The following is a 4907-nucleotide window of genomic DNA, read 5'->3' on the forward strand; positions in this document are numbered from 1 at the left end:
GAGGCGTGGAACGCGTCGAACTCGGTGTGATGCTCGAGCAGATACTTGAGCGCGTCCGATTCGTGAAACTCGAACGGATATCTGGGTTGTGGGTCGATGTCGATTCCGACGACGTCGAACCCGGCTTGGTGATATCCCATGCCTGCCCCGCCGCTACAGCAGAACAGGTCTAGGAGTTTGGGTTTCTTCATGCTGCGGCCTCCTCTCGTTCTTCGGCGCAGCGCAAGCACGGCAACGGATAGTTGGTGTGGGTGTTACACATAGGTTCGCCACGGTTGGGCACGCTCGGCGGCGGCGGCGTGACCGGTTCCCCGGCTGCCTTCCACGCCTTGCGTGCGTCACCGCAGGCCCGGCACGGATCGTCGGTACCGAATGGATGATTCGAGCAGAACGGGGTGGGGGTGCCCCCCTCCTTTCCTTTAGGAAAGGGGTCGGGTCGGGTCGGGTCGGGTCGGGTCGGGTCGGGGTGTCCGGACTCCCACTGGTGTCCCTCCGTCTGTCCCGGTGGGACATCCGGTGGGACACTTTCGTCCTTTTTTCGCCTCCGGTACTCCGCTTTCCTCACCCGTTCAGACTCCCGAGCAGCGTCAAGATCCGCACGAGTTGGCTGATATTCAGCCCATTTACCGAACTGATTACCGCCCTCCACGACCTCCCAAAGACCAGCCTCAACAAGAGCCTTCACGAGACGAGGAGTGCCTCCCCACTCTTTAACCATGAAGTCAGGCACGAAACCGTCCAGCTCCTCATGAGCGCTCCATGAGCCCGCGATGGTCCAGAGGCCAAGCGCTGATAGTCGAACGGTGCGCGGGATACTAAGCAACTTACGTGACGCGTGCAGCCCGTCGTCAACCTTGAACCAGGCCAACGTCTTCCTCCTTTTCTGTCTCTACATGCCCGGGAAACGCGCAGCGCGAGCAATCCACTCGCACGATCTTTTGCGCCACCGGATCCCAGTAACCGTCACAGCGGCAATACGTGTCCATCACCCCTCGATCCTGTGTTTCGCCTCGGACGGGGTGATCTCCACCCAGCCGCCGGCATCGTCGTAAAGCACCCAGATCGGGTGCCCGTCCTGCAGTCGGAGGCCCGGCCATTCCGCCGGGTCCGCGAATCGGGGAACCGCGAACCCGGTGTTGCGGGCGGCTTCCGGATTTGCGGTTTTCCATCCGTGGCAGCCGGTCGTCCCGGTACCGCACAGGCCCTGCAGGTTGCTGGGTCGGGTGTTGCCGCGTTGCCGGTTCTGTCTGTGATCCCGTGTCACCCCGTGCCCGCCACAACGCACACACGTTTCATCACGTACGGTCACGATCTTGTACGCGGCCCGCTCCTGCGCCGGCGTCAACGCGGGCGCTCTCTGTCCAATCATTCGGCCCTCCTTGGGCATAAGAAAAGCCGCTATTCAGCGGCATATAAAACATCGTTGGCGTTGGCGTACGGAACAGAACGAGCAACTAGATGTAAAATGTGGTATAGGGGATTTCCCCGACAAGACAGGAGATAACTTGCCAATTAGCCCGCCCTCAACGAAGCTTCATCCCGAGACCGGAGAAACCCTTCACCTGGTCAATCACCCGGACCCGAGCATGGCGGATTCCGCTTGGATTTGGTCCGACCGCAAGGACGGTTTCCTCGCCTTGACCGATGAGGAAGACGACGCATGGCGGGACTACTACGCCAACGTTTGATCCGAGCGTCAAGGAGCTACTGAGCACCAATCGCCGCGGGGATGGACCGGGTCAGCGTTTGCATACCCGATAGCCGTGCACGTAGCGCCCGCTGTAGCTCCTCAGCCGCGTGCAACGTGGCCTTGGCGTCGTCGTGCACGCGGCGCAGTTCCAACGTCGCCAGATCGGCCTCCGCCCGTTTCTCCATGACGGTCGGCCGGGTCGACTTCATTACCGCCAGAGCGCGAGCCTGGATCAGCTCGCGCTCCGTCCGGTAACGCTCCTCCCACAGATGCTTGATCACATCAATCGACGCATCGAGACGGCGCGACAGTGTGAGGATTTCATGCTCAAGCTGCGGCAGCGACACCGGCTCGTAGTCGATGATCTCCCCGCTGTCGAGCGCCGCGATCTCGCTACTCTGCCGGGGGAACATCGGCATCTCCACTCACATCCTGCGGCGCTTCGGCCAGGACCTCGGCCTTTCGAGCTTTCAGCGCCAGCATCACCGGATCGGTCAGCTGGTTGACGGTGTTCGCACGGTTGTAGATCTCGGTCAGCTGAGGAACCGTGGTTGCCGCTGCGATCAGGTCCGTCCACACGATCGGTTCCGCGATAGGCGCGTCCTCGTCAGTGGTGACCTCGAGCGGGTCGCCCTTGTGCCAGAGGTCCAGAGCCGCGCCGAACCGCATGCCAGCGTTTCGGAGCGCGTCACCGATTGCTTCCTTGATCGCGTTGGCCCCAGACTTGCCTTGCGCGTCCCCGTATCCGAGGCGGGTGACACCACAGATCGTGAGCTTGATCCAGAGCCCGCCCGTGCTGTCGAACTTCGGCAGCCCATCCGGCCCCAGCGCGAGAGGCGTCCACGTCCACTGCGGGTCGGCTTCCAGGAGCCGGTTAGTAAGAGCAGCGTGCCCGACATAATCGAGGTGCGCCGCGGGCATCCCATGGTAGCCGCCACACTGAGGGCAATTAGCCTTCTTCGAATCTTTCGAGAATGGCTTGGGCAGCGTGTTGATCTCGTTCGGCAGGAACGGCTCACGCAGCCGCGCCAGGCCCACCGAAACGCTCTCCGCACCACTCATCACTTCACCGTCACTCTCAGCACAGGCGCGGACGCCGGGGATTCCTTCATGTACTCGGCGGCGATCTCCGGGTGATCCTTCCGGAACCCAGTCGAGTCAAACGCCACCCGCGGCTTCGGAGTCGCGTACGAGATAGAACCAAACGGGGACTTCGCCGACACCGCACGGTCCCCGGCACGATCCTTGATCTGCTGCTTGATCGCGTCGAGTTCGGCTGTGGCTTCCTTCACCACCGCATCCTGTACCACGTAGGCGGCGATCAGGTCGTCAAACTCGCCCGGGGTGCGATCCTCAGTCATGAACGCCAAGAACCGGTGCGCAGTCTCCACCAGCTCGGCGATGCGATCCTCGTTGCGTTCGATGATCATGGTTCGGATCTGGCCAGGCACGAAGTTCTCATGAGGCTCCCACGCGAACACCGTCTCGGTCGCGCCGGTAACCAGCTGCGACCAATCGACTTGAGCCAGGTACTTCTTCGGGATCCCGTCGATGGTGGGTTCCCAATCCTTCACGGTAGTTTTCACCTCGGCATTGCGCCCGGCACCCAGCCCGTCAGGGGTTGCCAGCCACGGCTCATCGCCGCCGTAAACGCACAGCTTGTCGTTCGGCTCCACATCGAAACCGAAACTCACAAGCCCCATGATTTCCGATTCGCGGGCTTTGCCCCATTCGGTGAATCGGTTGCCGTGGAAGTCCCCATCGTGGCCTTCCTTCTCTGCGCGAACGGCCTCCCATGCGGCCGGGCCGCCGTAGTGGAGCCGAGCAATATCGGTCGCGGTAATCCCGGTGCGGCGCTGCTCGAGCCACTCTTCACGGTTTGCGTTGTCCAGGGTTGTGTAGGTCATGCGATGCCTCTTTCAAAATCTCCGCCGCCTTCGAGGAGACGCGCGAACGTCTCGGCGGTCATGGTCACGTACTGTTCTGCGGGATCCGCGGTGCCACGTTTCTTGTGCATGACGACCCCGATAATGGCGTCGTCGTTTCCGCGCTCAGCCTCGGCTTCCCGCAGCCACGCCGGGAGCGCCAACGTGGCAGTGTTCTTGCACTCGATGACGACGCGGCCGCCACGGATGGTGCGAACCCCGGCGATGTCGCCGCGGTCTTTCGCGCCGGACTTCACTCGGCGGTCGATGCGGTCGTCGTCCAGGCGGGCGGCCAGCCAGTCGGCCTGCGCCCGCTCAAACGATGTCCCGGCTTTCTTCGCACTGGCACGGTTCCGGGTCATGCTTCCTCCCCGAGGATCGCGCGAGCGAGCGCGACACACATGATCGCGGTGGGCGCGACCGGTTTGAAATCCGGCACCGGTCGATACCGTTCGATCATGTCGGCGATCAGGGCGAGCTGCGCGTCGATGGTGCGGTGCAAGGCGACGACGAGGGGAACCGAGCCGGTGTCGATGCCGTCCACATACCCGTCGGTGGCCACATAGCGGTCGTCCCCGTCGATGTGCCCCTCGATAGTTATCGTCCAGGGGCCGGGCACTGCGGCATCCCGAAGCTCGGCCAGGCGTGCGTGGGCTCGTTCGAGCAGATCAAGAGTGGTCATGCTGCACGTACCTCCGAGTCCAGCTCGATCACGATCACCTGTCTGGTCACGATGGTCAGAGCGTCCGTGAAGGTAACACCCATCGAGGCCATGCGCTCCCGGTAGAACTTCCGCAGCGCGGCAACCTCACCCGCGTGCGGCTCCTGATCGAACTCGTTGAACCCGCCCAAATGCCAGGCACGCCCGCCATAAACCACGTGGGTATCAGTGGGATGCCCGGGCCAGGTTTCTTCACCGTTCCGGGCTCGGAACCCCACCTGTTTACGAACCGTTGTCGTGGGCATTGCGCCCCTCCTCTACGAAAATGGCGACGATGCCGCCGAAAACTAGGAACGCGCACAACAAGGTGACCCCTGCCGGCGCGCCATGAATAACCGTCTCGACCACACCCGAGACGAGGAATGCCGCCAACGCGGTCACGAAAAACTGATGCCGGTTCATCCGTGCAACACCTCCCACAACCACAGGCCCGCGAACACCGCGGCACACACACCGATCGTGACCAGCGTGCCCACGGTCCACCACACCGACATTTCGTGCGGCACCAGATCCTCCGACGGATGCGGGACAGCACCGGACGGCTTCGGATCCGGACGATCCCCGGTCATGC

At 62.7% G+C, this 4907-nt stretch carries 9 protein-coding genes; all 9 read right to left on the bottom strand.

Annotated elements, in window-relative coordinates:
- Nucleotides 1-191 (bottom strand): hypothetical protein (locus IE92_RS16990; protein WP_043322434.1); only part of this gene is annotated, 191 nt, incomplete at its 3' end.
- Nucleotides 192-985: 794 nt separating this feature from the next.
- A complete protein-coding gene (locus tag IE92_RS18815) occupies nt 986-1345 on the bottom strand; it encodes an HNH endonuclease signature motif containing protein (protein ID WP_211250808.1) in 360 nt (119 codons plus the stop codon).
- A 359-nt stretch (nt 1346-1704) separates the two neighbouring features.
- Nucleotides 1705-2103, bottom strand: a complete 399-nt coding sequence (locus tag IE92_RS0116210) for a hypothetical protein (RefSeq protein ID WP_156027651.1) — start codon at nt 2101-2103, stop codon at nt 1705-1707.
- Nucleotides 2084-2752, bottom strand: a complete 669-nt coding sequence (locus IE92_RS17610) for a hypothetical protein (protein WP_030149541.1) — start codon at nt 2750-2752, stop codon at nt 2084-2086. The genes IE92_RS0116210 and IE92_RS17610 overlap by 20 nt, the downstream gene beginning before the upstream one ends.
- Nucleotides 2752-3597: a YqaJ viral recombinase family protein gene (locus IE92_RS17615; RefSeq protein ID WP_051702076.1), complete on the bottom strand. Its 846-nt coding sequence runs from the start codon at nt 3595-3597 to the stop codon at nt 2752-2754. The genes IE92_RS17610 and IE92_RS17615 overlap by 1 nt, the downstream gene beginning before the upstream one ends.
- Nucleotides 3594-3977, bottom strand: coding sequence for a hypothetical protein (locus tag IE92_RS0116225; RefSeq protein WP_030149543.1), 384 nt, complete (start codon nt 3975-3977; stop codon nt 3594-3596). Before IE92_RS0116225 ends, IE92_RS17615 begins: the two co-directional genes overlap by 4 nt.
- Nucleotides 3974-4297, bottom strand: a complete 324-nt coding sequence (locus IE92_RS0116230; RefSeq protein WP_030149544.1) for a hypothetical protein — start codon at nt 4295-4297, stop codon at nt 3974-3976. The genes IE92_RS0116225 and IE92_RS0116230 overlap by 4 nt, the downstream gene beginning before the upstream one ends.
- Complete coding sequence (locus tag IE92_RS0116235) at nt 4294-4581, bottom strand: hypothetical protein (protein WP_156027653.1); 288 nt, start codon at nt 4579-4581, stop codon at nt 4294-4296. Before IE92_RS0116235 ends, IE92_RS0116230 begins: the two co-directional genes overlap by 4 nt.
- Complete coding sequence (locus IE92_RS0116240) at nt 4559-4738, bottom strand: hypothetical protein (protein WP_030149546.1); 180 nt, start codon at nt 4736-4738, stop codon at nt 4559-4561. The genes IE92_RS0116235 and IE92_RS0116240 overlap by 23 nt, the downstream gene beginning before the upstream one ends.
- Nucleotides 4739-4907 lie beyond the last annotated feature (169 nt).

The sequence above is a fragment of the Mycetocola saprophilus genome (genome assembly GCF_000718085.1).
In the GTDB taxonomy this organism is placed as follows: domain Bacteria; phylum Actinomycetota; class Actinomycetes; order Actinomycetales; family Microbacteriaceae; genus Mycetocola; species Mycetocola saprophilus.